26 protein-coding genes, 1 tRNA gene and 1 pseudogene are annotated in these 23,965 nt (G+C 41.5%); 15 read left to right on the forward strand and 13 right to left on the reverse strand.

Features of this window, described 5'->3' with window-relative positions; translation table 11 throughout:
* Positions 1-254 precede the first annotated feature (254 nt).
* From D7D54_RS00335 to D7D54_RS00345, 3 genes are all read right to left on the reverse strand, one after another.
* Positions 255-770: a DUF308 domain-containing protein gene (locus D7D54_RS00335; protein WP_020901653.1), complete on the reverse strand. Its 516-nt coding sequence runs from the start codon at positions 768-770 to the stop codon at positions 255-257.
* 325 nt (positions 771-1,095) lie between these two features.
* A tRNA-Lys gene (locus tag D7D54_RS00340) sits at positions 1,096-1,168 on the reverse strand.
* Positions 1,169-1,432: 264 nt separating this feature from the next.
* Positions 1,433-2,704, reverse strand: a complete 1,272-nt coding sequence (locus tag D7D54_RS00345) for a replication-associated recombination protein A (RefSeq protein ID WP_120718573.1) — start codon at positions 2,702-2,704, stop codon at positions 1,433-1,435.
* Positions 2,705-2,819: 115 nt separating this feature from the next.
* Between D7D54_RS00345 and D7D54_RS00350 the strand changes: the two genes are divergently transcribed.
* The 8 genes and pseudogenes from D7D54_RS00350 to D7D54_RS00385 all read left to right on the forward strand — a co-directional run bounded on the left by D7D54_RS00350 (position 2,820) and on the right by D7D54_RS00385 (position 12,235).
* Positions 2,820-3,290, forward strand: a complete 471-nt coding sequence (locus tag D7D54_RS00350) for a DUF3013 family protein (RefSeq protein WP_020901654.1) — start codon at positions 2,820-2,822, stop codon at positions 3,288-3,290.
* A gap of 18 nt (positions 3,291-3,308) precedes the next feature.
* The gene (locus D7D54_RS00355) at positions 3,309-4,376 is read left to right on the forward strand and encodes a site-2 protease family protein (RefSeq protein WP_020901655.1); all 1,068 of its coding nucleotides are present in this window, start codon (positions 3,309-3,311) and stop codon (positions 4,374-4,376) included.
* Between the two features lies 1 nt (position 4,377).
* Entirely contained in the window at positions 4,378-4,806 is a 429-nt protein-coding gene (locus D7D54_RS00360) for an NUDIX hydrolase (protein ID WP_020901656.1), read from the forward strand.
* Positions 4,807-4,943: 137 nt separating this feature from the next.
* A complete protein-coding gene (gene prmA, locus D7D54_RS00365; protein ID WP_120718574.1) occupies positions 4,944-5,894 on the forward strand; it encodes a 50S ribosomal protein L11 methyltransferase in 951 nt (316 codons plus the stop codon).
* 1 nt (position 5,895) lies between these two features.
* The gene (locus D7D54_RS00370) at positions 5,896-6,639 is read left to right on the forward strand and encodes a 16S rRNA (uracil(1498)-N(3))-methyltransferase (protein ID WP_120718575.1); all 744 of its coding nucleotides are present in this window, start codon (positions 5,896-5,898) and stop codon (positions 6,637-6,639) included.
* Between the two features lie 10 nt (positions 6,640-6,649).
* A complete protein-coding gene (gene pepF, locus D7D54_RS00375) occupies positions 6,650-8,446 on the forward strand; it encodes an oligoendopeptidase F (RefSeq protein WP_120718576.1) in 1,797 nt (598 codons plus the stop codon).
* A 2,551-nt stretch (positions 8,447-10,997) separates the two neighbouring features.
* Positions 10,998-11,348, forward strand: a pseudogene (locus tag D7D54_RS09630) (N-acetylmuramoyl-L-alanine amidase family protein); the annotation flags it as partial.
* Positions 11,349-11,566: 218 nt separating this feature from the next.
* Positions 11,567-12,235, forward strand: coding sequence for an MIP/aquaporin family protein (locus D7D54_RS00385; RefSeq protein WP_020901661.1), 669 nt, complete (start codon positions 11,567-11,569; stop codon positions 12,233-12,235).
* A 163-nt stretch (positions 12,236-12,398) separates the two neighbouring features.
* Here the strand turns inward: D7D54_RS00385 and queF are convergent, their stop codons facing one another.
* The 7 genes from queF to D7D54_RS00415 form a co-directional block, all read right to left on the reverse strand.
* Positions 12,399-12,890: a preQ(1) synthase gene (queF, locus tag D7D54_RS09400; protein WP_000082575.1), complete on the reverse strand. Its 492-nt coding sequence runs from the start codon at positions 12,888-12,890 to the stop codon at positions 12,399-12,401.
* A gap of 18 nt (positions 12,891-12,908) precedes the next feature.
* Positions 12,909-13,625, reverse strand: a complete 717-nt coding sequence (gene queE / locus D7D54_RS09405) for a 7-carboxy-7-deazaguanine synthase QueE (protein WP_000196472.1) — start codon at positions 13,623-13,625, stop codon at positions 12,909-12,911.
* Entirely contained in the window at positions 13,618-14,061 is a 444-nt protein-coding gene (gene queD, locus D7D54_RS00395; protein WP_000464576.1) for a 6-carboxytetrahydropterin synthase QueD, read from the reverse strand. The genes queE and queD overlap by 8 nt, the downstream gene beginning before the upstream one ends.
* Positions 14,061-14,714 carry a 7-cyano-7-deazaguanine synthase QueC gene (gene queC, locus D7D54_RS00400; RefSeq protein WP_020901662.1) on the reverse strand — a complete coding sequence of 218 codons (654 nt, stop codon included), beginning with the start codon at positions 14,712-14,714 and terminating at the stop codon, positions 14,061-14,063. The genes queD and queC overlap by 1 nt, the downstream gene beginning before the upstream one ends.
* Before the next feature lie 201 nt (positions 14,715-14,915).
* Positions 14,916-15,230, reverse strand: a complete 315-nt coding sequence (gene trxA / locus D7D54_RS00405; protein ID WP_001029581.1) for a thioredoxin — start codon at positions 15,228-15,230, stop codon at positions 14,916-14,918.
* Positions 15,231-15,245: 15 nt separating this feature from the next.
* Positions 15,246-15,467: a DUF4649 family protein gene (locus tag D7D54_RS00410; protein WP_000570255.1), complete on the reverse strand. Its 222-nt coding sequence runs from the start codon at positions 15,465-15,467 to the stop codon at positions 15,246-15,248.
* 99 nt (positions 15,468-15,566) lie between these two features.
* Positions 15,567-15,947, reverse strand: a complete 381-nt coding sequence (locus tag D7D54_RS00415; protein ID WP_020901663.1) for a MarR family winged helix-turn-helix transcriptional regulator — start codon at positions 15,945-15,947, stop codon at positions 15,567-15,569.
* 282 nt (positions 15,948-16,229) lie between these two features.
* Between D7D54_RS00415 and D7D54_RS00420 the strand changes: the two genes are divergently transcribed.
* Positions 16,230-16,604, forward strand: coding sequence for a CidA/LrgA family protein (locus tag D7D54_RS00420; protein ID WP_000781325.1), 375 nt, complete (start codon positions 16,230-16,232; stop codon positions 16,602-16,604).
* Entirely contained in the window at positions 16,601-17,296 is a 696-nt protein-coding gene (locus D7D54_RS00425) for an LrgB family protein (protein ID WP_020901664.1), read from the forward strand. The genes D7D54_RS00420 and D7D54_RS00425 overlap by 4 nt, the downstream gene beginning before the upstream one ends.
* A 31-nt stretch (positions 17,297-17,327) precedes the next feature.
* Here D7D54_RS00425 and D7D54_RS00430 read toward each other — a convergent pair whose 3' ends face one another.
* From D7D54_RS00430 to D7D54_RS00440, 3 genes are read right to left on the reverse strand one after another with little or no spacing between them, the layout of a single operon-like run.
* Positions 17,328-18,095 carry a hypothetical protein gene (locus D7D54_RS00430; protein ID WP_004256108.1) on the reverse strand — a complete coding sequence of 256 codons (768 nt, stop codon included), beginning with the start codon at positions 18,093-18,095 and terminating at the stop codon, positions 17,328-17,330.
* Between the two features lie 15 nt (positions 18,096-18,110).
* Entirely contained in the window at positions 18,111-18,806 is a 696-nt protein-coding gene (locus tag D7D54_RS00435; RefSeq protein ID WP_000054197.1) for an ABC transporter ATP-binding protein, read from the reverse strand.
* A gap of 4 nt (positions 18,807-18,810) precedes the next feature.
* Positions 18,811-19,176, reverse strand: a complete 366-nt coding sequence (locus tag D7D54_RS00440; protein WP_120718577.1) for a GntR family transcriptional regulator — start codon at positions 19,174-19,176, stop codon at positions 18,811-18,813.
* Between the two features lie 139 nt (positions 19,177-19,315).
* Between D7D54_RS00440 and nrdR the strand changes: the two genes are divergently transcribed.
* Genes nrdR through der form a run of 5 tightly spaced genes read left to right on the forward strand, consistent with a single transcriptional unit; the run spans position 19,316 to position 23,890 of the window.
* Entirely contained in the window at positions 19,316-19,789 is a 474-nt protein-coding gene (nrdR, locus tag D7D54_RS00445; RefSeq protein ID WP_001203672.1) for a transcriptional regulator NrdR, read from the forward strand.
* On the forward strand, positions 19,790-20,959 hold the full coding sequence (locus D7D54_RS00450) for a replication initiation and membrane attachment family protein (RefSeq protein ID WP_020901666.1): 1,170 nt from the start codon (positions 19,790-19,792) through the stop codon (positions 20,957-20,959).
* On the forward strand, positions 20,960-21,856 hold the full coding sequence (gene dnaI / locus D7D54_RS00455) for a primosomal protein DnaI (RefSeq protein ID WP_000446512.1): 897 nt from the start codon (positions 20,960-20,962) through the stop codon (positions 21,854-21,856).
* Complete coding sequence (locus D7D54_RS00460; protein ID WP_000140811.1) at positions 21,853-22,566, forward strand: NADPH-dependent oxidoreductase; 714 nt, start codon at positions 21,853-21,855, stop codon at positions 22,564-22,566. The genes dnaI and D7D54_RS00460 overlap by 4 nt, the downstream gene beginning before the upstream one ends.
* A 13-nt stretch (positions 22,567-22,579) precedes the next feature.
* Entirely contained in the window at positions 22,580-23,890 is a 1,311-nt protein-coding gene (gene der, locus D7D54_RS00465; protein ID WP_001207696.1) for a ribosome biogenesis GTPase Der, read from the forward strand.
* Positions 23,891-23,965: the final 75 nt, after the last annotated feature.

Below are 23,965 nucleotides of genomic sequence, written 5' to 3' on the forward strand. Positions count from 1 at the left end.
AAGATATACTGAGAAGAGAGTGAGAGATTCTCTTCTCTTTTATTTTTAAATACTTTGCTACAAAAAGCTATTGGACGTCAAAAAAAGCCTTGCAACCAAGGATTTTTCCTGTTGATTTAGATGCCCCTACAAGGCTCGAACCTGCGCCCCATAGCTTAAGAGTCTACTGCTCTACCGACTGATCTAAGAAGGCAAATAAAAAGCTGAGAATGTAACTTCCCAGCTTTTTTAATATGCCCAAAATGGCAGCTAGATTATTTACGAAAGGCATCAAGGATATAGGTGAAACCAACAATTAAAAATGCAAAGGCAACGACATAAACGACAAAGACACTTGTAGCTACTGGATTGAACAAAATCACTAGACCTAGTAAAAATGCAAGCAACGCTATCCACATGATATGGTTGCCAATAATAGGGAAAATCAATCCCAGACGATTGCCTTTAAAGAAAACTATAATGGCTTCTACAATTAACCAAATTCCTAAAATAGTTGGAATGACGACCGGCAGGGTCACAAAGCCATAAGCAACGAGGTAAAGAGCTAAGAGAAGACTAACAAACCCTTGGAAAAGATAAACAGGTGAGCGAAGCTCTTTTGGTGCAGAGAAATAGCCTAAAAGAGCTGCTATAGAAGAAACCAGTAAATCAAATGCAATCCACCAGCTGTAAGCAACAAGATTAGCTACTGGGTGTGTAAATAGGAAAAGTCCTAAAAGGACAAAAACAACTCCTGCAAGGAATAGCAGTAAACGATTAGAAAATTTCATTTCAATACCCCCTATATAGTATAGTCTGATAATAAAACTATTATACTTATTTTTATAGAAAATGTAAATAAAATAAATAAACAATTTGGAAGTTTCAGTTTTTATCATTTTGAAAATAAAAAGAGAAGATAAAATTTGTCTTCTCTACATGAAAATATTGTATGGCATCAAAGCAAAAGTAACTGGCTTTACACTATTTGTTAAGATGTAATTTGATTCAAAAAGAAAAGATAGATTTAAAATGTGGGACAAATGATGGGGTAAATCAGTTATAGACAAGCAAAAAAAGCCTTGATTTACAAGGCTTTTTCCTGTTGTATTTAGATGCCCCCTACAGGGATCGAACCTGTGACCCACGGATTAAGAGTCCGCTGCTCTGCCAGCTGAGCTAAGGAGGCAAAGAAAAAAGCTGTATTGGTGCCGAAACTTCACGGTTTGTATTGAACCCGCGCAATTAAGCAGGTGGGCAACTCGCTCTAACTGAAGCTGTTTCCGTGTGAGACGGCCTACATGCTGTTAGAAGACTTTTGTTTCCCTAATAATACAAAAAATAGTCGGTCAACACTTAAGTGTGAAGTCGTACACCACAGCGTTTCTATGTTTATATAATACCACTTTTTCAAAAAAAATCAAGAGGAAAGTGCAATTTTTTGAAAAGGATTTCAGATTTTTCGCAAACGGTCGATAGCTTCCTTTCTTTGAGCCAAAGCCCGTTCATATTTACCAGTATCTTCTGCTTGGAAATAGTGATGATTACGAATTTTTTCTGGTAGATAGTCTTGCTTGACCCAATTTCCAGGATAGTTGTGTGGATAGAGATAGTCTTGGGCATTCCCCAGTTCCTTGCTTCCACTGTAGTGCCCATCACGCAGGTGCCGAGGAATAGGCAAATGCCCTGATGTTTTGAGGTCGGCAAGTGCCTTGTCCATAGCTACATAGGCTGAGTTGGATTTTGGAGAAAGGGCCAAATCAATCACGATATTGGCAATGAGAATGCGGGCTTCTGGGAACCCAATCTTTTGGGCAGCATCCAGAGCAGTCACGGTGTGAATCTGAGCTTCAGGATTGGCTAAGCCGATATCTTCATAAGCGATAACAGTCAAACGACGAGCGAGACTTGGCAAATCACCAGCCTCAATCAAGCGGGCAGCATAGTGAAGACTGGCATCCACATCTGAGCCACGGATAGACTTTTGCAGGGCAGATAGAACATCATAGTGACCGTCTCCATCCTTGTCCATGGTAATGTAGCTTCTCTGAAGACTATTTTCCATTATGTCTAGGGTGATATGGCGGATGCCCTCGTCATTCTCAGGGGTAGATAGAACTGCCAAATCCAGTGAGTTAAAGGCAGAGCGAAGGTCTCCGTTTGTAGAGGTTGCGATGAAATCCAGCGCATCTTCATCTAGTTCTACTGGGAAATCAAAACCACGCTCAGGACTACTTAGAGCTATCTGAAGAGCCTCTTTGACGTCTTGGTTAGACAGAGGTTCCAACTCAAAAATTTGAACACGGCTACGAATGGCAGGAGTGACAGAGAAGAAAGGATTTTCAGTTGTAGCCCCAATCATGATGACTAGTCCACTTTCCAAGAGAGGAAGGAGAAAGTCTTGCTTGGTTTTATCTAGTCTATGAATCTCGTCTAGCAATAGGACGAGACCACCAGAAAATTTAGCCTCTTCCGCGATTTCTTGGAGTCTTTTTTTACTATCTACTGTCGCATTGAAAGTTCGAAAGGCATACTTAGTAGTCCCAGCGATGGCAGAGGCAATACTGGTCTTACCGATTCCCGGAGGGCCATAGAGAATCATGGAGGACAGGCGATTGGCTTCCACCATGCGGCGGATAATTTTTCCAGGCCCGACCAGATGTTCCTGACCGATGACCTGATCGATGGTTTTAGGGCGCATGCGAAGCGCGAGATTGTCTGGCATAGCAGTCCTTTCTAACGTGGATTTTCTGATGTATATGTGGTAAGATGGTAGTATCTATTTTAGCATATTTCCGAGCAATCGGGGCGATTAAAGAGTCGCATAGAAAGAGGACAAAATGGCAACATATGGATTTTTAGATATTTTAGAGGAAGAGTTGGAGAAGAATTTTCCTTTTGACTTTGAGATTAGTTGGGACAAGCGCAATCACGCGGTTGAAGTGAGTTTTCTATTGGAAGCGCAAAATGCTGCAGGTGTGGAGATGGTGGATGAAGATGGAGAGGTTTCATCAGATGACATTCTCTTTGAAGAAGCAGTGCTTTTTTACAATCCTGCCAAATCAACAGTCAATGAGGAAGACTATTTGACGGTTATCCCTTACCTGCCTAAAAAAGGTTTTTCTCGTGAATTTTTAGCTTATTTTGCGCTATTCCTTAAAGATACTGCCGAGGTTGGACTAGATGCCCTCATGGACTTTTTGGAAGACCCAGAAGCAGAAGAATTCGTCATGGAATGGAACCAAGAAGTCTTTGAAGAAGGAAAAGTCGGCTTGGAAGAGGGAGAATTTTACCCTTATCCGAGGTATTAGAAACTAGTGAGGAAGTATATGAAGAAAATAGGGACTTATTTAATCTATGTGCTAGCTTTTGTATTTATTATGATAGCTTTTGCTTGTGGAACCATTGCATTTGCAGAGTTGGGGTATTCCGCAGTTTTAGCATTCACTTTTGGTTATTCCTTCGCTCTTTTAAGCATGTATTTAATCTTTATTCTTCATGAGTTTGGTCATGCTTTTTGTGGCTACTTGACAGGCTATCGGCTGGTGGCTTTTGGATTAGGACATTTTCTTTTGACCAAAAAGTCAGGTAGGTTTCATCTTAGTCGAACAGCCGTTCTGAAAAATGTTGGTGCTCAGTATATTGGATTGAAAGAAGATGAAAGCGATCAAAGAATCATCCTGATGCTATCAGGAGGTTTGCTGGTTCATCTAAGCTTGATATTATTGGCGATATTGTTTGGATTTTTGACAAGAAGTTGGTATTTTGCTGGTACTTGGATTTTTCTGAATTTATCTTTCTTTCTAAACAACGCTTTACCAGTCGGTATCACCGATGGAGCAAAAATCTGGGAATTGCTACAACACCCTGAAAATACGAAATACGCCTACCTGATATTGAGGCATTCTGCCCAGACCTTACTAGCTCCTCAAGAATATGATTTAAAAGACTTTATCATGCCTGTTGATGAGGATGTGAGAGGGAGTTTTGCAGAAAGTGTTCAGACTCTTCAGGGATTGGTATTCATATTGGATGATAATATAGAGCTTGCAAAGCAACAGTTTCAGTCTGTGCTAGAGAAAACAAATAATTCAATGTCTAAAACTATTTCTCAATTATACCTTCTTCAAATTGCTCTGATAGAAGGAGATAATAAGAAAGCGGAAGAATATGCAAGTATTCGAGGGGTCAAATCCTTTTTATCTATAAAAACAGCAGATATGCAGGTCATTCAAGCTTGGTATCAATTTAAGGTAAGGAAAGATGTAGTTCAAACTCACAAAGCTATGAAGATTGCTAGATATAAAATGAATAGTAGCCGGATGTTACGGGATGAGAAAATCTATTATCAAAACTGGTTAGCCGAGCTGGAAAAGGAATTAACCGAAGGAGTCTAATATGGAAATAGAAATTTCTGATTTCACAGGCTGTAAGATTGCTTTGTTTTGTGGGGATAAGCTCTTGACTATCTTACGCGATGATAAGGCAAGCATTCCCTGGCCTAATATGTGGGAACTGCCCGGTGGTGGGCGAGAGGGGGATGAAAGTCCTTTTGAATGTGTGGCGCGTGAAGTTTATGAAGAACTGGGAATTCATTTGACTGAGGATTGTCTGCTTTGGAGTAAGGTTTATCCAAGTATGCTCTATGAAGGTCGGCACTCTGTCTTTATGGTTGGTCAGCTAAGTCAAGAACAGTTTGACAATATCACCTTTGGTGATGAAGGACAGGCCTATAAACTGATGAACATTGAGGAATTTTTGACATCCAGTCAAGTAGTACCTCAGTTACAAGAGAGATTAAAAGATTATTTAAAAGTAAGTGATTAGAAAGGATGGTTCGGTTACATTTCTAAACTGAACCCGCCCTAAACATTGTGCCAAAAAGATAAACTTCACGTAGACACAAGCGTCTTCAGAGAAGTTCCTATTTTGACTTTGTGTTTTACGGGCTTGGTATCTTAAATATGGAAACATGGCAAGAGTTAAAAGTTACAGTAAAGCGTGAGGGAGAAGAGCTAGTCTCTAACCTCCTGATCGAGCTAGGAGCGCAAGGTGTTGCGATTGAAGATAGTATGGACTATGTGGGGAATGTGGATCGTTTTGGTGAGATTTTCCCAGAGGTAGAGCAGCAAGAAGAAATTGTGGTGACGGCCTACTACCCTGACACGGTTGATGTGGCAGTGGTTGAGGCGGACTTACAGGCACGTCTGGCAGAATTGACAGATTTTATGGATTTGGGAGAGGTCAAAATGGGGACGACTGCCTTGGCTGAGGAAGACTGGGCAGACAACTGGAAGAAATATTATGAGCCCGCTCGTATCACTCATGATTTGACTATCGTGCCGTCTTGGACAGACTATGAGGCGACTGCGGGAGAAAAGATTATCAAGCTAGATCCAGGCATGGCCTTTGGGACTGGGACGCATCCAACCACCAAGATGAGCCTCTTTGCCTTGGAGCAGGTTCTTCGTGGTGGCGAAACGGTGCTAGATGTGGGGACTGGTTCAGGTGTCCTTTCTATTGCTAGCTCGCTACTTGGTGCTAAGGAAATTTTCGCTTACGACCTGGATGATGTGGCGGTTCGTGTGGCTCAGGAAAATATTGAGCTCAACCCTGGCATGGAAAACATCCATGTAGCTGCAGGTGATTTGCTTAAGGGTGTTGAGATTGAGGCAGATGTGATTGTAGCTAATATCTTGGCGGATATCCTTATTCATTTGACACAGGATGCTTACCGCTTGGTCAAGGATGAAGGCTACCTCATCATGAGTGGCATTATCAAGGACAAGTGGGACATGGTGCGCGAGTCGGCTGAGTCAGCTGGATTTTTCCTTGAAACCCACATGATTCAAGGGGAATGGAATGCCTGTGTCTTTAAGAAAACCAAGGATATTTCCGGTGTGATTGGAGGCTAGCATGCAACAGTATTTTGTCAAAGGCAGTGCTATCTCTCCTGTCACCATTAAGGACAAGGAAACCAGCAAGCATATGTTTCAGGTTATGCGCTTGAAAGAAGATGATGAGGTTACTTTGGTCTTTGATGATGGAATTAAGCGATTGGCGCGCGTGCTGGATGTGGAAGCCCGTCAGTTTGAGTTGATCCAAGAATTGGCTGACAATGTGGAACTGCCTGTCCAAGTGACTATCGCATCTGGCTTTCCTAAGGGAGACAAGCTTGAGTTCGTTGCTCAAAAAGTAACAGAACTGGGTGCCAGCCAGATTTGGGCCTTCCCTGCCGATTGGTCCGTTGCTAAGTGGGATGGCAAGAAATTGGGTAAAAAGGTTGAAAAACTAGAAAAAATCGCCCTTGGAGCAGCCGAGCAAAGCAAGCGTAATATTGTTCCAAGTATCCAGCTTTTTGAGAAAAAAGCAGATTTTCTGGCACAACTGGACCAATTTGACCGCATTGTTGTCGCTTACGAAGAATCAGCCAAAGAAGGGGAAAGCGCTGCGCTTTTACAAGCAGTTACTGGACTCGAGAAGGGAGCCAAATTGCTCTTTATCTTTGGTCCAGAAGGTGGTCTCTCACCTGCAGAAATCGAAAGTTTTGAAGCTAAGGGAGCAGTATTGGCAGGACTTGGCCCTCGCATTTTGCGAGCAGAAACAGCACCGCTTTACGCTTTATCAGCCCTTAGTGTTTTATTAGAATTAGAGAAATAAGAGGAAGAAAATGGAACAAAAACACCGTTCAGAATTTCCAGAGAAGGAACTTTGGGATTTAACAGCCCTATACCAAGATCGTGAGGACTTCCTGCGTGCAATCGAGAAAGCTCGCGAAGACATCAACCAATTTAGCCGTGACTACAAGGGAAATCTTCATACTTTTGAGGATTTTGAAAAGGCCTTTGCGGAATTGGAACAAATCTACATTCAGATGAGCCATATTGGCAACTATGGCTTTATGCCTCAGACGACAGATTATAGCAATGACGAATTTGCTAATATCGCCCAAGCTGGGATGGAATTTGAAACAGATGCCAGTGTAGCCTTGACCTTTTTTGACGATGCCCTAGTGGCAGCAGAAGTGGAAGTTTTGGACCGTTTGGGTGAGTTACCTCACTTGACGGCAGCCATTCGTCAGGCCAAAATCAAAAAAGCTCACTATCTTGGGGCTGATGTGGAGAAGGCCTTGACAAATCTCGGTGAAGTTTTCTACAGTCCACAGGATATTTATACTAAGATGCGAGCTGGGGACTTTGAAATGGCTGACTTCGAAGCCCATGGAAAAACCTACAAAAACAGCTTTGTTACCTATGAAAACTTCTATCAAAACCACGAGGACGCTGAGGTTCGTGAAAAATCTTTCCGTTCCTTTTCAGAAGGCCTTCGCAAGCACCAAAATACAGCTGCAGCAGCCTATTTAGCCCAAGTCAAGTCTGAAAAACTATTGGCAGATATGAAGGGCTATGACTCAGTCTTTGACTATCTTCTAGCTGAGCAAGAAGTGGACCGTGCTATGTTTGATCGTCAGATTGACCTTATCATGAAGGATTTTGCGCCAGTTGCTCAGAGATACCTCAAGCATGTTGCCAAGGTAAATGGTCTTGAAAAGATGACTTTTGCAGACTGGAAGTTGGACTTGGACAGCGCCCTCAATCCTGCAGTGACTATTGACGATGCCTATGACTTGGTCATGAAATCGGTAGAACCTTTGGGACAAGAATATTGTCAGGAAGTTGCTCGCTATCAAGAAGAACGCTGGGTGGACTTTGCTGCTAACAGTGGCAAGGATTCTGGTGGTTATGCGGCGGATCCATATCGCGTGCACCCTTATGTCCTTATGAGCTGGACAGGTCGTTTGAGCGATGTTTATACCTTGATTCATGAAATCGGGCATTCTGGTCAATTCATCTTTTCGGATAATCATCAGAGTTACTTCAATGCTCACATGTCGACCTACTATGTTGAAGCGCCGTCAACTTTCAATGAATTGCTTTTAAGCGATTACTTGGAGCAGCAATCTGACGACCCACGTCAAAAACGCTTCGCTCTTGCTCACCGCTTGACAGATACCTACTTCCATAACTTTATTACCCACCTTTTGGAAGCAGCCTTCCAGCGTAAGGTTTACACACTGATTGAAGAAGGAGAAACCTTCGGGGCAAGCAAACTCAACAGTATTATGAAGGAAGTCTTGACGGATTTCTGGGGAGATGCTATTGAGATTGATGATGATGCAGCTCTAACTTGGATGCGCCAAGCTCACTACTACATGGGCTTGTATAGCTACACATACTCAGCTGGACTAGTCATCTCGACAGCTTGTTACCTTCATCTGAAATATTCAGAAACTGGAGCTGAAGACTGGCTCAATCTCCTTAAGTCAGGTGGTAGCAAAACACCACTTGAGTCAGCCATGATTATCGGTGCCGATATTTCAACAGACAAACCACTCCGTGATACCATCCAGTTCTTATCAGATACAGTTGACCAGATTATCTCCTACAGCGCCCAGTTGGGAGAGTAAGGAGAATAGAAAGGTTGTTCTAGAATGATGTTTATGGGTTTGTTAAGCGTCATTCTATTTAGCTTAGCTATAGCTATTTTCAAAAATTCCTTTGAAGGTCGTGATGTTAAATTTGAACTTGCTGCAGAACTGGTATTGATAGTTAATTACTTCATTTTCTATCAGATTGTATTTAATTGAGAAAGAAAGCTATAAATCAAATTGAAGCTATTTATGGCTAGAGAAGGTTATTTGTAAAATATAAATAATATGATTTGTATAGATAAGGTAAATATTTTAAAGAAAGGGTGATTTTATGAAAAAGGAACAAGTGTTGATTGGTTTGGGCGTTGCAACTGCAATGGTAACTGCTTTTAATGGTCATGCACAAGCTGATGAGGTTGTAAATAAACATTCGACTAAGTCAACTGTTAACCAATTAGAAACTAAAAAGGATGCTGAGGTCTCAGAATCTGATGTAAAAAATGCAGAAGTAAAACTGAATCAAACAATTGAGGAAGAAAAAAATTCTCAGAAGCTTGTTGATAAAATGCAACAAGAGCATACATCTACTGTCACAAATAAGAACAAAGCTGATGATGCTTTGAAACAAGCCCAAGAATTTGCTAAACAAGCTAGTCCTGAAAAAATTAAAAATGCAGAAAAGGATCTTGTTGCTAAACAGACAACGGTTCGGAAGTCAGAAGAAAGATTGTCAGAAGCAAAAAAAGATGAGAAACAAGCCCAAGCAAGTGTTGAGAAACAAGAAACAGTTGTTAATAAGGCAAAAACTCAAGTTGCTCAGAGAGCAGTTGATGTAAAACAAGCACAAAATAAAGTAACAGAAGCAGAGAAAACTTTTGATTGGAATACACTACGCGAGATTCAACAAGAAACTGAGAAATTGGATGCGAAAGTGAAAGACAACCAAAATAAAGTAAGTTCTTTAACTAATTCAGTATCAAAAGTAGAGCAAGAAAGAAAAGCTCTTGTAGAAAGAGGGAACAAGACACGTTCTAATCTTGCTCAGAATTTAAAATCGGCTGGGGATGAGTTCCATACAGTAACGGTTTCTTATGAGATTAAATCAAATTCTGTTAGTGAAAGTGAGTCTAAGACTCATCCACTTGATGAAAAAACTTTCGTAGGAAGAGATGGTAAGACTAATTATGTTGCTGCGAACGAAGATGTGAATTTTAGTGGTGAAAGAACAGAAACAATTGTTATAAAATCTAAGGATGATATCCATACTCCTCATGTGGTTGATTATAAGAAAGTTTCTGAATACGTTCGTAACTACTTAATTGAGTTACGGAGAATAAATGGTATTGATATTCCAGTGCCACCTGTGACTGAAAAGGCTTTGAAATATGGAAAAGCTAGGGCAGATGAAATGGTGGCAAATGACAAACTGTCACATGATACAAAACTTAAAAATCAAGATTTTGGTTTTAAGGATGCAACAGAAAATGCTACAGCTGGTTCAGTTCCAGAAAAAAGTGTATTGAGTGAAAAAGAACTTGCTTATAAAGAGCTTCTATCTTACTTTAATGATTATAGTAATGCATCATTATATGGCGCATCAACTCCTAAAGAAGCAAATACATTTAACTATGGGCATAGAATTCCCTTGCTTGCTGCATCAGGGACTGGATTTGCTCTTGGAGCATCGTCAAGTAAAAAAACAACTTTTGGAAATTATGGTGTAATGACTTTCATTAGTGAAGCAAAAGGTGTTTATGATACATTACCGACAGTGATTAGCCCATCTGAAAAAAGAAGCTATGTTTATAACGGTAAGACCTATTATTATAATCCAAGCAGTTCATATTTTTTAGCAAGAGCAGAAAATAAAGATGGTGATCCAGACCATAGTGAATTTTATTTTAATGGGAAACGTGTAAAATTCTTACCGAAGACAACTTTCCGTTATGTTTGGAATGAAATCACACATCCTAAAAATCCAGCTTATACAAAAGCTAAAGAGGCTCTAGATAGTTTCAATCGAAAACAAAGAAACGAAGAAGCTTTAATGGGGGATAAACTTTCATCACTAAACAAAAATCTTACAATTGCTAAAACAACATTGAATACAGATCAAAAAAGTCTGGATAAAACTAAAAAGCGTCTTGCAGATTTAACAAAACAAAATCAATCCAAGTTAAACGTTTTAAAATCTGCTAAATCTGAGTTGAGCAAACAACAAACTGCATTAAATATTGCTAAATCTGAACTTTCGAAGCAAGAATCTGAGTTAAATCGATTGAAAGCAATCAAAAATAATAAATCTCATGCTAGTAAGAACGCGGAACAGTCATTACTTAATGCTAAAAATGATTTGTTGAAAGCTCAACAATATCTCCTTGACCTTAAAAATGCTCCAAGAAAACTCGATGAAGCTAAAAAAAGGTTGATGATCGCTAAACAGAAGCTTGAGGAATCTAAAAAAGCACTTGAAAATGCAAATGCTAAATTAAAAAATGCAAAAGTTAAAAAGGAAAATGCTAAGAAAGAATACATCAAAGTATCTGAAGCATTAAAAGTAAGACTTGCTTCCAAAGGAAGTTGGATTCAATCATCTGGTCGTTGGTGGTATAGACATAACAATGGTTCCTATACATCCAATGGATGGGAGCTAATCAATGGAAAATGGTATCATTTTGATCGCTCGGGTTGGATGCAGACTGGATGGGTCAAATCAAGTGGTTCTTGGTACTATCTTAACAATTCAGGCGATATGCAGATTGGATGGGCAAAAGTAGGTAATTCATGGTATTATCTCAATGGTTCAGGTGCTATGCAAACTGGATGGTTCAATGTTTCAGGGAAATGGTATTATGCTTACAGTTCTGGTGCTTTAGCAGTCAATACAACTACACCTGATGGATATCATGTCAATTACAATGGGGAATGGATTAAATAGAGAGTTTTGTGCTTTTTAAAAAGATTAATATAAACTCCTATTTTATTCAGTATAGTATAACCATCAAATATAGAGATTTACAACTAATTGCAATACATTAAAAATATACAATTTTTGAAAACAGTATTGCAACTGATACGAAATTTCCAAGCAATTTTCTTGAAACCCTTTCCCTCTTTTGATAGACTAGTATCTAGTTTTTGAAAAAGGAGAAAGAAATGAAAAAATTTGTCGCTGAGTTAATCGGTACGTTCATGCTTGTGTTCGTTGGAACAGGAGCTGTTGTTTTTGGAAATGGTCTTAAAGGTCTTGGTCACCTAGGGATCGCCTTTGCCTTTGCTTTAGCCATCGTAGTCGCAGCCTACTCAATCGGAACTGTTTCAGGTGCTCACTTGAACCCAGCGGTTTCGATCGCTATGTTTGTAAACAAACGTTTGTCATCTTCGGAGCTTGTTAACTACATCCTTGGGCAAGTAGTTGGAGCTTTCCTTGCATCAGCTGCGCTATTCTTCCTCTTGGCGAACTCAGGGATGTCAACTACTAGTCTTGGTGAAAATGCCTTGGCAAACGGTGTCACTGTCTTTGGTGGTTTCTTGTTTGAAACAATCGCAACCTTCTTGTTTGTCTTGGTTATCATGACCGTGACTTCAGAAAGCAAGGGCAATGGAGCGATTGCTGGTTTGGTAATCGGTTTGTCCTTGATGGCCATGATCCTTGTGGGATTGAACATTACTGGACTTTCAGTAAACCCAGCTCGTAGCTTGGCACCAGCTGTCTTGGTAGGTGGCTCAGCCCTTCAACAAGTATGGATTTTCATCCTTGCTCCAATCGTTGGTGGGATTCTTGCAGCCCTTGTTGCTAAAAACTTCCTTGGAACAGAAGAATAATTGAAACTCAAAAAGCCTTGCTCCTCGATTTGAGGAACAGGGCTTTTTCTTATCTGTTTATACTCAATGAAAATCAAAGGGCAAACTAGGAAACTAGCCGCAGGCTGTACTTGAGTACGGCAAGGCGACGTTGACGCGGTTTGAATTTGATTTTCGAAGAGTATTAACGGTTGTCAATTTTCTCTGGATAGAGGTCGTGTTGGAAGAGGCGTTGTTCTGCCAATCCTTCATACTTAGTTCCAGGCTTACCGTAGTTGTAGTAGGGATCAATTGAGATGCCACCGCGCGGAGTGAATTTTCCCCAGACTTCTAAATAGCGAGGGTCTAGCAAGTTGACCAAGTCTTTCCCGATGGTGTTGATACAGTTTTCGTGGAAATCTCCGTGGTTTCGGTAGCTAAAGAGGTAGAGTTTGAGGGATTTTGACTCAACACAGAGCTTGTCAGGAATGTAGGAAATATAAATGGTCGCAAAGTCTGGTTGAGCAGTGATTGGACACAGTGAGGTAAATTCAGGACAGTTAAATTTGATGAAATAGTCATTTTCCACATGACGATTGTCAAAAGATTCGAGGACATCTGGTTGATAGTCAAAGATGTAGTTGGTTTCTTTGTTGCCCAGTAGGCTGAGGTTTTTCATTTCTTCTTGTTGTGACATGATTTTTTCTTTCTAATCTTAAACACCACGTTGATTATCGTAGAGGAGGGTATGCAGTTGAGGAAGGACGCGGACATTGCCCCAGCTATCGTCGGCAGCGACGCGTTCCCAGAGTTCTTTGAGACGGTCCAGTTGATCTTGGATAATATTTCCTGTAGCCTTGGGTTCAGGATTTCCAGCAGATAAGAAAAGGACATCTGGTTGGTAGCGTTCTTGTATTCCTTTAGCAAAGGCTAAATCTGCATCATCAAAGACAGGGATTTTAAAGGTGACCTTGTCTGGATCCAGTTGGGAAACGATAAAGTCCAGGGTCTCAAAGTTGACTTCCATCTTGGATGAAGGAGGTTTGGGACTCAGAGTAACCTGGTCGATATCTTTTAACCAATTTTGCCAGCGAGAGCCTTGGGTCTCAACAGCAAGGGTGACACCACGTTCCTTGAGCTTGGTGACCAGTTCAGCCATGTTGGCTGCTAGGATAGCGGGATTTCCGCCAGACAGGGTTACATAGTCGTAGTTCCCTAGTTTATCCAACTCAGCAATGACTTCGTCAGCTGTCATGCGAGTTGGTTTTTCAGAACCATCCCAAGTAAAGGCAGAATCGCACCAGTCGCAGTGGTAGTCGCAACCGGCAGTGCGGACAAACATGGTTTTCTGCCCAATAGCACGACCTTCACCTTGAAAGGTAGGGCCAAAAATTTCCAGAACTGGTAGTTTGAGGACACGTTCCCTAGTCATCTAACCACTCCCGTCTAAACTCTGCAAAGGAAGTCGGAGTTTCATAGAGGCGAACGTATTCCAAACGAAGACCACGCTCATCAGGTAACTCTTGACTCATGGTTTGGAAAATCCAGTAAACCATATTTTCAGCAGTCGTGTTCATATAAGGCAGAGTTTCATTGAGATAGCGATGATCCAAGTGGGGCTCTAAGTAGTTCTTGTAAATAGCTTTGATGTCTCCGAAATCGTAGGTCATGCCACGCTCATCTAAAAATCCACTAACAGCAATCTGCAGATGATAGGTGTGGCCATGAAGGGATTTGCATTTTCCCTCATAGTGAAAGAGGTGGTGGGCAGCATCAAAGGTAAATTCTTTTGATACCAAGGTTCTGTGAGGATTGTAGACAAGCGACTCCCCAGTTTCCTGTTTGATTTCTTTGGGTGCAAAAAACATTAGTCCTCTCCTTTCTGTGAGAGATAAACATCTAACCCATGTTGACGTAGGTGGCAGGCGGGACAATCTCCACAGCCACTTCCGATAATCCCGTTGTAGCAGGTTAAGGTCTTTTCACGAACATAGTCAAAGGCACCGAGTTGGTCGGCTAATTCCCAAGTTTCAGCCTTGTCCAACCACATTAGAGGTGTTTGGATAACAAAGTCGTAATCCATGGCAAGGTTGAGGGTGACATTGAGAGATTTGACAAAGACATCTCGACAATCAGGGTAGCCTGAGAAGTCGGTCTCACAGACACCTGTCACGATGTCTTTAATGCCACGTTGCTTAGCAAGAACAGCCGCAAAGGACAGAAAGAGGTGGTTGCGACCGTCAACAAAGGTATTAGGCACCTCTCCCTCTTTTTGCTCAATCTCCAGATCAGAAGTCAGGGCATTTTCAGTGATTTGCCCCAGCAGAGACATATCTAGGATATGATGACGAATCCCCTGCTCCTCAGCGATTTCTCTAGCGACTTGAATTTCGAGATGATGGCGTTGGCCGTAGGCAAAGGTAACGGCTTCGACCGTTTCATAGTGTTCTTTAGCCCAAAAGAGGCAGGTTGTAGAATCTTGACCGCCACTAAAGACGACCAAGGCAGATTGACGTTTCATAGTACTCCTTCCAAAATGGGAAATGTTTAGAGCACGCAAAAAGCTCCCATGAGGGAGCTAAAAAATACCAAATCGAGGTTTTTTTTAGCGATGGCGTGTCCCAAACATCGTAATATTCTACCTATAGTCTAGCATATTTTTTGAAAAATGGCAAAGGGCAAGAAAAAAGAGACCAAAGCAAGTACTTTGTCTCTCGTGTGATTAGCTCAATTCAGCAACGATGGCCTTGATTTGTTCTGCTGTGTGAACACCAGCAACTTGTTTTACCACTTGGCCGTCTTTTTTGAAGAGAAGAGTTGGGATAGACATGATTCCAAAGGCACGAGCTGTGTTTGGATTTTCATCAACGTCCATTTTAACGATTTTCAAAACATCTTCTGAAAGTTCTTCAGACAATTTATCCAAGATTGGACCTTGCATACGACATGGACCACACCAAGTTGCCCAGAAGTCTACCAAGACCAAACCGTCTTTTGTTTCTTGTTCGAATGTTGCATCTGTAATTGCTTTTGCCATTGTATTTCTCCTTTTTTAGTTATATTGGCTTAAATCTTGTTTCTTGAGATAGAAGAAGATATCTCCATAAGTCCCATGGTAGTCCAAATCATGACCGTTGTAAGTTAATTTTTGGACAGGGTAGTAGTCTGCGACGCCGATAAGGCAAGCTTGTTGTGAACGATCAAAGTCTTCATAAGATTCGAAAGTTACAGTTCTTTCGTTCTTGCTGGCATCTAGATAGGTAATTTCAATCATATTTAAAACTCCTTTGTTTAATGATGATTTTATTTTACTCCTTGTAAAAGAGAATGTCAAGAAAAATGATTGCGCACGCAACTTTTTTCTAAAATCATCTTAAACCAAGAAATCCAAACCAGTTTCCAAGCTTTCTTCAACAGCCTTTTGTAGAGAGGCCAGTGTCTTTTGCCCATCACCTGTCAGGCAGATAAAGCTAGAGCGCCTATCTTGATCACAACATCTGCGACTAAGCAGACCGCAATTTTTGGCTTCCAAGCGAGCCACCATCCGAGAAACAGCGCTCGGGCTCAGATGAAGTTTATCTGGCAGGTCAATCTGACGTAGAGATTTTTCTTGAGCCAAGTCCAGATAGTAGAGTAGGTAGAACTCTTTCAAGGTCAGACTTTGCTCGCTCTGCTGGGCAATAGTCTCTTCCAAGAGACTTTCAATTTCTTTCTGACGCCGATTGAAGTCAAACCATTTTTCCAAATAGGTCATAGTATCTCCTTTCTTTTTAGAGTTGTAAATAGAAGAAAGTCCATTCACGGACAGTCTCTGTATCACAAGATGATTGCGCATGCAATAATTATACTACTTTTCAAAAGAGCTGGCAAGAAGGACGCTGGAATCTTTTATCCTAAATCATGCCTGTTTTCACAAGTCAAGAATTGTTTGTATCCCCTTTCCTCTCTAATTTTCATCATCTCTTATGTGTTTCCTTGAAATTTTCTGAAAAAAGAGTAAACTGGTATGCAAGAAGTCTATTTCGTGGAGTTTAGGATGAAATTATATGTTCAATTAATGATTCTCTTTGTGATTTCTCTAATCGGAGAGGGAATCTCTAGTTTCTTTCACTTGCCCATCCCAGGCAGTATTATTGGTTTGATTATTCTTTTTCTAGCCTTACAATTCAAGTGGCTGAGAACTAGGCATGTCAACATGGTGGGGAATTTCTTGCTGGCCAATATGACCATTCTCTTTTTGCCGCCAGCAGTGGGAATCATGGAGAAGTTTGATGTGATTGCTCCCTATCTTTTGCCAATTGTTTTGATTGTCTTTTTTGCAGCAGTCATCAATATTATCCTCATAGCCTTGGTAGTTCAGTTCATCAAGAGACGGTTTGAGGGAGATTATGAGAAAGGAGATGCCAAATGAGTGAATTTGTTTCCAATCCCCTGTTTGGGCTTGCCCTGTCTATCCTAGCCTATCTAGTGGGAATGCTGATTTACAGACGTTTTCCCCATCCATTGACAACGCCCTTGCTTTTGTCAGCTGTTTTTATTATCATCTTTCTAAAGCTGACAGGTATTTCTTACCAAGATTACTATCAAGGTGGAGTTTATCTGAATAACTTGATTGTCCCATCGACAGTGGCTCTAGGGATTCCGCTTTATAAGAGTTTTCACTTGATGAAGCATCATGCTCGGAGTATTCTCTTTGGTAGTTTGTTAGCGGTAGTGGTCAATACCTCTTTCACAGCTCTTGTGGCTAAAATCTTTGGCATGGACTTTTTCCTAGCCATTTCTCTCTTTCCTAAGTCAGTGACAACCGCTATGGCAGTGGGAATTACAGAAAAATTGCAAGGCTTGACCACCGTGACCTTGGTTGTCGTAGTGGCAACTGGAATTTTGACTAGTGTTATCGGCCCAACCCTTTTGAAGTGGATGAAAATTGACGATCCAGTAGCAGTCGGGCTTTCCCTCGGAGGAACAGGGCATGCAGTCGGAACAGGAACAGCCTTTCGATACGGCTCTGTAGCAGGAGCCATGGGTGGCTTGGCTATCGGTGTCACTGGTATTCTCTATGTCTTTGTCAGCCCTATCGTAGCCAGTTTGATATTAAGTTAAATCAAAACCCAGCTTTTTAGCTGGGCATTTTTTATTGCAAATTAACCTTGTTTTTCAAGATATGATAAGTTCCTAGATAGTAGATGGCTATAAGAATAACTTCTTCCAGAATAGTCATGATAATGCCCATCTGGAACTGATCAGCTCCTCCAGTGGTTGATGGGAAGTAGAAACCAGGGTTAGAACGATAGAAGAGTTCAATAAAGCCAACGACGATTTGGATACCAATGTAGGCTACAATTGACAGTGCAGTACGGTATTCATTGAACAGCTGTCCAATGGAAATGGCCAAGTAGATGCAGAGGATTCCAGAAATGGTATTTAGTAGGAAGGATATCCCCATAAGAGAGAGTTGAGGGAGGTGTGTTTCTATAAATGGAATCAAGTCAGAAGTTACAAACCAATCAGGAGCTGTTAGAGTCAGAACAATAAAAGCACTGATTACGAGTACAGCAGTGCTGACAATAGACCAGATAAAGGCACCGACTAGTTTAGCTGTGATGATATGGTGTTCGGATACTGGAAGGGTCAAAGTCAGGTAGCCTTGTCGGTCATAGACACTACCTTTGAAGCGTTTAATAATCAAGAAAATGGTTGAAATCACAAGTGTAAGCATCAAGCCACCAAAGACTGTAGCTAGAGAAAGTAGCATAGCAGCCTGACTTTCTTGATAAGGTAGATTTTTAAAGCCTTGTGTCTGTATTCCGATAAGGGCAGAAAGGGCTAGCACGGCAGCGTAAAGGGCTAAATACCACTTGTTAACATTTTTAAATTCGTAGCGAACTAAATTCCAAAACATAATAATCTCCTTTGCTTAGGCCTTAAATTCCTGACGGAAGAGCTGGTCGATGGATTCACCTGACTCGTAGCGAATATCATCTACATTGCCTTGACGAACGACTTTTCCGTCTTTGAGGAAGACAATTTCATCCAAGATTGGCTCGATATCAGAAATCAAGTGGGTAGAAATCAAAACGGTAGAAGTTGGTGAGTAGTTGTTGATAATGGTATTGAGGATATACTCACGGGCTGCTGGATCCACTCCACCAATGGGTTCGTCCAGAACGTAGAGGCGGGCATCACGGCTCATAACCAAAATCAGTTGTACCTTTTCCTTGTTTCCTTTTGATAATTTCTTGAGACGACTATTTTCATCAATACCTAGGTCTGCAAGTAGATGATGGGCACGTTCAAGATTGAAATCTTTATAGAAGGTCTTGAAGTAGGTTAGGGCTTCTTTGACCTTCATTTGTTCATTGAGATAGGTCGTATCCGGCAAATAAGCTACGATGGCCTTGGTTGCTGGACTTGGGTCCATGTCGTTGATGAGGACACGTCCTTGATCTGGTTGCAAGAGGCCATTGATTAGTTTAATCAGGGTTGTTTTTCCTGAGCCGTTTGGCCCAAGGAGACCAACAATTTTTCCAGCTGGAATGTCAAGGGAAACATTTTCAAGGGCTGGTGTTGCTCCATAAGATTTGGATACATTTTCAAATGCTAGTAATGACATAGGCTTAAACTCCTTTAATATAATCGCCGACTATGCCTGGTAGTTCTTCTTTTTCATAGCCAAAATGGGTCATGGAGGAAACGAAGTGTTCCAATTCTTCTTCTGATAATTGTTTGCGCGATTGGGTGATTAGCTCCTTATCCTCAGTCACAAATCGTCCAGTTGTGCGCTTACTGTAGACAAATCCTTCTCGTTCAAGGTCTGACAAGGCTCTTTGGATGGTGTTTGGATTGACACCGGCCTCGCTAGCTAGCTCTCTCACGGTTGGAAGTTGTTGATTGGGTTCCAGTGTATGGGAGACAATCTGAAGCTTAATTTTCTCCATGATTTGTAAATAAATGGGTTTTTTATTGTCAAATGTCCAGGACATCTTGTTCTCCTTTCTCTTATCTCTTTGTCTTAATTAAATAATACAACAAAACAAAAAACTTGTCAAGCAAAAAGAAGAATTGTTTTGGGAATCGCTTAAAAAATGGTATAATGAAAAGAAAACGATAAGGAGGGAAAGGATGCGTTGTCCAAAATGTGGGGCTACCAAGTCAAGTGTTATCGATAGTCGCCAAGCAGAAGAAGGGAACACCATTCGTAGAAGACGTGAGTGCGATGAATGCCAGCACCGTTTTACAACCTACGAACGGGTAGAAGAAAGAACCTTAGTGGTTGTTAAAAAAGATGGCACACGGGAACAATTCTCCAGAGATAAAATCTTTAATGGGATTATCCGCTCAGCCCAGAAACGTCCTGTGTCAAGTGATGAAATCAACATGGTAGTCAATCGTATCGAACAGAAACTCCGTGGTCGAAATGAAAATGAAATTCAAAGTGAGGACATTGGTTCACTCGTCATGGAGGAGTTAGCTGAACTGGACGAGATTACCTATGTACGTTTTGCCAGTGTCTATCGTAGCTTTAAGGATGTCAGTGAGTTAGAGAGCTTGCTCCAACAAATCACCCAGTCCTCTAAAAAGAAAAAGGAAAGATAAATGAAGCCAATTGACCGTTTTTCTTATCTAAAGAATAATCGGGTGTCGCAAGATACCTCATCTCTGGTACAGTGCTACCTCCCGATTATCGGTCAGGAGGCACTGAGCCTTTATCTTTATACCATTAGTTTTTGGGATAATGGTAGAAAGGAATATCTTTTTTCAAGCATTCTTAACCATCTCAACTTTGGGATGGATAGACTGATAAAATCCCTGAAAATCTTGTCTGCTTTCAATCTCTTGACCCTCTATCAAAAGGGGGATGTTTATCAGTTAGCCCTCCATGCTCCTCTCTCGAGTCAGGACTTCTTGGAACATCCTGTTTATCGCAGACTTTTGGAGAAAAAGATTGGTGATGCAGCTGTGGAGGATTTGAAAGTTGAAAATGCTGAGGGAGAAGAAATACCTGTCTCGCTCAATCAAGTCTTTCCAGACTTGGTAGAACTGGGAAATCAAGAAGACCTTGGCCTTAAGAAGAAAGTAGCCAATGATTTTGACTTGGACCATTTTCGTCAGCTCATGGCTCGAGACGGGCTTCGTTTTGCGGATGAGCAGTCCGATGTCTTAAACCTCTTTGCCATTGCAGAGGATAAGAAGTGGACTTGGTTTGAGACCTATCAATTGGCCAAGTCAACAGCTGTTTCCCAAGTCATTTCAACCAAACGCATGCGGGAAAAAATCGCTCAAAAACCTGTTTCCTCTGACTTTAGTCCTAAGGAAGCAACCATTATCAAGGAAGCAAAAAGTAAAACTGCCCTGCAGTTCTTGGCAGAAATCAAGCAAACTCGTAAGGCAAGTATTACCCAAACAGAAAGAGAACTCTTGCAACAGATGGCTGGCTTGGGCTTGCTGGACGAAGTCATCAATATCATTCTCTTATTGACCTTTAATAAAGTGGATTCGGCAAATATCAATGAGAAATATGCCATGAAGGTGGCCAATGACTATGCCTATCAAAAGATTCATTCGGCAGAAGAGGCAGTTCTACGTATTCGTGAGCGAGGGCAGAAGAGCCAAGCTCAAAAAAGCAGTAATCCCAGTCCTGCCAAGTCCAATGTACCCAAATGGAGCAATCCAGATTATAAGAATGAAACCAGCGAGGAAACTCGTCTGGAACTAGAACGTAAGAAACAAGAACTATTAGCTCGATTAGAAAAAGGAGGAGATTAGATGGAAAGTGTCGGAGACGTACTCAAACGTCAACCTAGCCGTTTTCATTATCAAGATTTGGTCCAGAAAATCATGAAGGATCCTGATGTTGCGGCCTTTATCCAGCAAGAATCCCTGACTCCAGAGGAATTAAATCGCAGTATCTCCAAGTTTAATCAGTACATTACCGAGCGTGACAAGTTTCTCCGTGGTGATACGGATTATATTGCCAAAGGCTACAAGCCGATTTTGGTTATGAATCATGGCTATGCGGATGTTTCTTACGAAGAAACTCCTGAACTAATCGCGGCTGAAAAAGAAGCGGCTATTAAGAACCGTCTCAAGTTAATCAATCTGCCAGCCACTCTCAAGAAAGCTAGTTTGGCTCAAGTAGATTTGGATGATTTGGAGCGCTTGCCAGTTTTTGAAAAGTTATTAGCATTCGTGGAGCAATATCCAGCTATTCGAAAAGGTCTTTACCTATATGGAGATTTTGGTGTGGGTAAAAGTTTCATGGTGGCTGCCCTAGCCCATGATTTATCAGAAAAACGTGGTGTTTCATCCACTCTTCTCCACTATCCTAGCTTTGTCATAGATGTCAAAAATGCTATCGGTGATGGCAATGTTAAGACCTTGGTGGATGAGCTTAAGCTTTCTGAAGTCCTGATTTTAGATGATATTGGTGCCGAGCAATCAACACCTTGGGTGCGTGACGAAATCCTACAAGTCATTCTCCAATATCGGATGCAGGAAAATTTACCGACCTTTTTCACATCCAACTTCAACTTTGAAGAATTGGAGCAGCATTTCGCTAAAGGGAAACATGGAAATGACGAAACCTGGGAAGCCAGACGCGTCATGGAACGCATCCGTTATTTGGCTGAGGAGACTCGTTTAGAAGGAGTGAACCGTCGATGACAGAAACGATTAAACTGATGAAAGCTCATAAGTCTGTTCGAAGATTTAAAGAGCAAGCCCTCCCTCAGGAGGACTTGACTGAAATCCTGATAGCAGCCCAGATGGCCTCGTCTTGGAAGAATTTCCAATCCTACTCTGTGATTGTGGTACGAAGTCAAGAAAAGAAAGATGCCTTGTATGAATTGGTGCCTCAAGAAGCCATTCGCCAGTCAGCTGTTTTCCTTCTCTTTGTCGGAGATTTGAACCGTGCAGAAAAGGGAGCACGACTTCATACGGATACCTTCCAACCTCAAGGTGTAGAAGGTCTCTTGATTAGTTCAGTCGATGCGGCTCTTGCTGGTCAAAATGCCCTGCTGGCAGCTGAGAGCTTGGGCTATGGTGGTGTCATTATTGGCTTGGTGCGTTACAAATCAGAAGAAGTGGCAGAGCTCTTTAACCTGCCTGACTACACCTATCCTGTCTTTGGGATGGCGCTAGGTGTGCCAAATCAAAATCATGATGTGAAACCAAGACTGCCACTAGAGAATGTTGTCTTTGAGGAAGAATACCAAGAACAGTCAACTGAGGCAATCGAAGCTTATGACCGTGTACAGGCGGACTATGCTGGGGCGCGTGCGACAACAAGCTGGAGTCAGCGCCTAGCAGAACAGTTTGGTCAACCTGAACCAAGCTCAACTAGCAAAAATCTTGAACAGAAGAAGTTATTGTAGAAAGTGAGAAATTATGGCCCTACCAACTATTGCCATTGTAGGACGTCCCAATGTTGGGAAATCAACCCTATTTAATCGGATCGCTGGTGAGCGAATCTCCATTGTAGAGGATGTCGAAGGAGTGACACGTGACCGTATCTATGCAACGGGTGAGTGGCTCAATCGTTCGTTTAGCATGATTGATACAGGAGGAATCGATGATGTCGATGCTCCTTTCATGGAACAAATCAAGCACCAGGCAGAAATTGCTATGGAAGAAGCAGATGTTATCGTCTTTGTCGTTTCTGGTAAGGAAGGGATTACCGATGCAGACGAATACGTAGCCCGTAAACTTTATAAGACCCACAAACCAGTTATCCTCGCGGTTAACAAGGTGGACAACCCTGAGATGCGAAATGATATCTATGATTTCTATGCTCTCGGTTTGGGTGAACCACTGCCTATCTCATCTGTTCATGGTATCGGTACAGGAGATGTGCTAGATGCCATCGTGGAAAATCTTCCAAATGAATATGAGGAAGAAAATCCAGATGTGATTAAGTTTAGTTTGATTGGTCGTCCTAACGTCGGAAAATCAAGCTTGATTAACGCTATTTTGGGAGAAGACCGTGTCATTGCTAGTCCTGTTGCTGGAACAACGCGTGACGCTATTGATACCCACTTTACAGATACAGATGGTCAAGAGTTTACCATGATTGATACGGCTGGTATGCGTAAGTCTGGTAAGGTTTATGAAAATACCGAGAAATACTCTGTCATGCGTGCCATGCGTGCTATTGATCGCTCTGATGTGGTCTTAATGGTCATCAATGCGGAAGAAGGAATCCGTGAATACGACAAGCGTATCGCAGGATTTGCCCATGAAGCTGGTAAAGGGATGATTATCGTGGTCAACAAGTGGGATACGCTTGAAAAAGACAACCACACTATGAAAAACTGGGAAGAAGATATCCGTGAGCAGTTCCAATACTTGCCTTACGCACCGATTATCTTTGTATCTGCTTTGACCAAGCAACGTCTCCACAAACTGCCTGAGATGATCAAGCAAATCAGTGAAAGTCAAAACACACGTATTCCATCAGCTGTCTTGAACGATGTGATTATGGATGCCATTGCCATTAACCCAACACCGACAGACAAAGGGAAACGACTTAAGATTTTCTATGCGACCCAAGTGGCAACCAAACCACCGACCTTTGTTATCTTTGTCAACGAAGAAGAACTCATGCACTTTTCTTACCTGCGTTTCTTGGAAAATCAAATTCGCAAGGCCTTTGTTTTTGAGGGGACTCCAATCCATCTCATCGCAAGAAAACGCAAATAAAAAAGTAGAATCTGGAATGACATTTCCAGATTTTTTTGATAAAATGAAGTTGAAGAAAGCGCTATCAAAAAGAGG

Origin of the sequence: Streptococcus chosunensis, from assembly GCF_003626515.1 — a bacterium.
GTDB classification, from domain to species: domain Bacteria; phylum Bacillota; class Bacilli; order Lactobacillales; family Streptococcaceae; genus Streptococcus; species Streptococcus chosunensis.

Bases quoted from the DNA above. Each gene is read 5' to 3' on its own strand.
- dnaI (WP_000446512.1), top strand. From the start codon at position 20,960: ATGGAAAGTGTCGGAGACGTACTCAAACGTCAACCTAGCCGTTTTCAT.
- der (WP_001207696.1), top strand. From the start codon at position 22,580: ATGGCCCTACCAACTATTGCCATTGTAGGACGTCCCAATGTTGGGAAA.
- D7D54_RS00345 (WP_120718573.1), bottom strand. From the start codon at position 2,704: ATGCCAGACAATCTCGCGCTTCGCATGCGCCCTAAAACCATCGATCAG.
- D7D54_RS00350 (WP_020901654.1), top strand. From the start codon at position 2,820: ATGGCAACATATGGATTTTTAGATATTTTAGAGGAAGAGTTGGAGAAG.
- D7D54_RS00435 (WP_000054197.1), bottom strand. From the start codon at position 18,806: ATGTCATTACTAGCATTTGAAAATGTATCCAAATCTTATGGAGCAACA.
- D7D54_RS00355 (WP_020901655.1), top strand. From the start codon at position 3,309: ATGAAGAAAATAGGGACTTATTTAATCTATGTGCTAGCTTTTGTATTT.
- trxA (WP_001029581.1), bottom strand. From the start codon at position 15,230: ATGGCAAAAGCAATTACAGATGCAACATTCGAACAAGAAACAAAAGAC.
- D7D54_RS00440 (WP_120718577.1), bottom strand. From the start codon at position 19,176: ATGTCCTGGACATTTGACAATAAAAAACCCATTTATTTACAAATCATG.
- nrdR (WP_001203672.1), top strand. From the start codon at position 19,316: ATGCGTTGTCCAAAATGTGGGGCTACCAAGTCAAGTGTTATCGATAGT.
- D7D54_RS00370 (WP_120718575.1), top strand. From the start codon at position 5,896: ATGCAACAGTATTTTGTCAAAGGCAGTGCTATCTCTCCTGTCACCATT.
- D7D54_RS00450 (WP_020901666.1), top strand. From the start codon at position 19,790: ATGAAGCCAATTGACCGTTTTTCTTATCTAAAGAATAATCGGGTGTCG.
- D7D54_RS00460 (WP_000140811.1), top strand. From the start codon at position 21,853: ATGACAGAAACGATTAAACTGATGAAAGCTCATAAGTCTGTTCGAAGA.
- D7D54_RS00425 (WP_020901664.1), top strand. From the start codon at position 16,601: ATGAGTGAATTTGTTTCCAATCCCCTGTTTGGGCTTGCCCTGTCTATC.
- D7D54_RS00335 (WP_020901653.1), bottom strand. From the start codon at position 770: ATGAAATTTTCTAATCGTTTACTGCTATTCCTTGCAGGAGTTGTTTTT.
- pepF (WP_120718576.1), top strand. From the start codon at position 6,650: ATGGAACAAAAACACCGTTCAGAATTTCCAGAGAAGGAACTTTGGGAT.
- D7D54_RS00430 (WP_004256108.1), bottom strand. From the start codon at position 18,095: ATGTTTTGGAATTTAGTTCGCTACGAATTTAAAAATGTTAACAAGTGG.
- D7D54_RS00420 (WP_000781325.1), top strand. From the start codon at position 16,230: ATGAAATTATATGTTCAATTAATGATTCTCTTTGTGATTTCTCTAATC.
- D7D54_RS00410 (WP_000570255.1), bottom strand. From the start codon at position 15,467: ATGATTGAAATTACCTATCTAGATGCCAGCAAGAACGAAAGAACTGTA.
- prmA (WP_120718574.1), top strand. From the start codon at position 4,944: ATGGAAACATGGCAAGAGTTAAAAGTTACAGTAAAGCGTGAGGGAGAA.
- queF (WP_000082575.1), bottom strand. From the start codon at position 12,890: ATGTCACAACAAGAAGAAATGAAAAACCTCAGCCTACTGGGCAACAAA.
- queD (WP_000464576.1), bottom strand. From the start codon at position 14,061: ATGTTTTTTGCACCCAAAGAAATCAAACAGGAAACTGGGGAGTCGCTT.
- D7D54_RS00415 (WP_020901663.1), bottom strand. From the start codon at position 15,947: ATGACCTATTTGGAAAAATGGTTTGACTTCAATCGGCGTCAGAAAGAA.
- D7D54_RS00360 (WP_020901656.1), top strand. From the start codon at position 4,378: ATGGAAATAGAAATTTCTGATTTCACAGGCTGTAAGATTGCTTTGTTT.
- queE (WP_000196472.1), bottom strand. From the start codon at position 13,625: ATGACTAGGGAACGTGTCCTCAAACTACCAGTTCTGGAAATTTTTGGC.
- D7D54_RS00385 (WP_020901661.1), top strand. From the start codon at position 11,567: ATGAAAAAATTTGTCGCTGAGTTAATCGGTACGTTCATGCTTGTGTTC.
- queC (WP_020901662.1), bottom strand. From the start codon at position 14,714: ATGAAACGTCAATCTGCCTTGGTCGTCTTTAGTGGCGGTCAAGATTCT.